A 1,022-nucleotide genomic window follows, 5' to 3' on the forward strand; every position below is an offset into this window, starting at 1 on the left:
CCAGTGCGAGGTCAGGGCGCTCCGCAGCCAGTCGGCCGCTTCCCGACATCCGCGGGCACGGTGACGCCGATCGTGTTGGTCGAGATCTCACGGAAGCAGCGCAGCTGCACGGCCCGGGCGAAGAACGAGTAGCCGGAGTGCTCTTCCCACACGTTGGTGGTCTGCTGTTGGTAGGCCCCGATGAGGAAGTCGAGGTTGCGGCCGATCACCTGACGTGCGAGATCCCGCGTCGGCTCATCCAGTTGGGTGAAGGCCCGCAGGACAGCCAGGGTCTGCAGGGCCGGCCCGTCGTTCTGCTCCGTCCACGGGCGTGAGTTTCCCTCGATGGTGAAGCAGGCGTGGGCGAGCGTCGGTATGGCGTTGCCCTGGCAGATCGCGGCGAACCGGACGTAGTCCTCCAGCGGTTCGACGCCGGAGGCCGGCTTGGCCGGCATGCCGGACGCGACCAGTTCCATCGCCGTGATCGCCGCGTCGCGGGTCCAGTTGAACACGTAGTCCTGGTCAACCCCGGGAGAGTTCGCCGGGTATGACGGGGCAGCGATGATGCAACCGGGCTTGGCGAACCTTCCCTGCTCCACCGGATCCTCGACCAGGAAGCCATCGCTGGCCACGTTGCGCATCATCAGGCTGAACATGTGCTGCGCGATCATCTGGAAGTCGCTGCGCTGCACCACGGCCCTGGCGCTCTCGGCCCTTGGCCCGGCGTATTCAGAAGCTGTCCTGGCCCGGGTGTGGCTGCTGGGTTCCAGAATTGTTGCCGTCATGTCCGGCTCCTTGCTCGGAATCGTCGAAAATCGCCAAGATCGGGTCGAGCTACGGCGTGGCGGCGCTCAGGGCGTCGGCGGATGCTTTCCATTCCGCGTTGTCGGGAATGGACTTGTCGGCCACCAGAACCTCGACGATCGACGGGCTGCTCGAGTTTGCCAGCGCACCCGCCATGGCATCGGCCAGTTCCCCGTAGGTGCCGGCCCGCCATCCTTGGCACCCAAATACATCCGCCAGCTTGCTGTACTTCCACGGGT

Annotated in this window: 2 protein-coding genes; both read right to left on the bottom strand. The window is 65.8% G+C overall.

The features are described from left to right. Positions 1-11: 11 nt before the first annotated feature. Positions 12-764 (bottom strand): glycoside hydrolase family 15 protein, encoded by a 753-nt coding sequence (locus tag DMB66_RS59955; RefSeq protein WP_125812705.1) that lies wholly within the window; start codon positions 762-764, stop codon positions 12-14. Positions 765-813: 49 nt separating this feature from the next. Continuing rightward, positions 814-1,022, bottom strand: a 209-nt coding sequence (locus tag DMB66_RS59960) for a hypothetical protein (protein ID WP_199753316.1), incomplete at its 5' end; no start/stop codon positions are given.

The organism is Actinoplanes sp. ATCC 53533 (genome assembly GCF_003947245.1).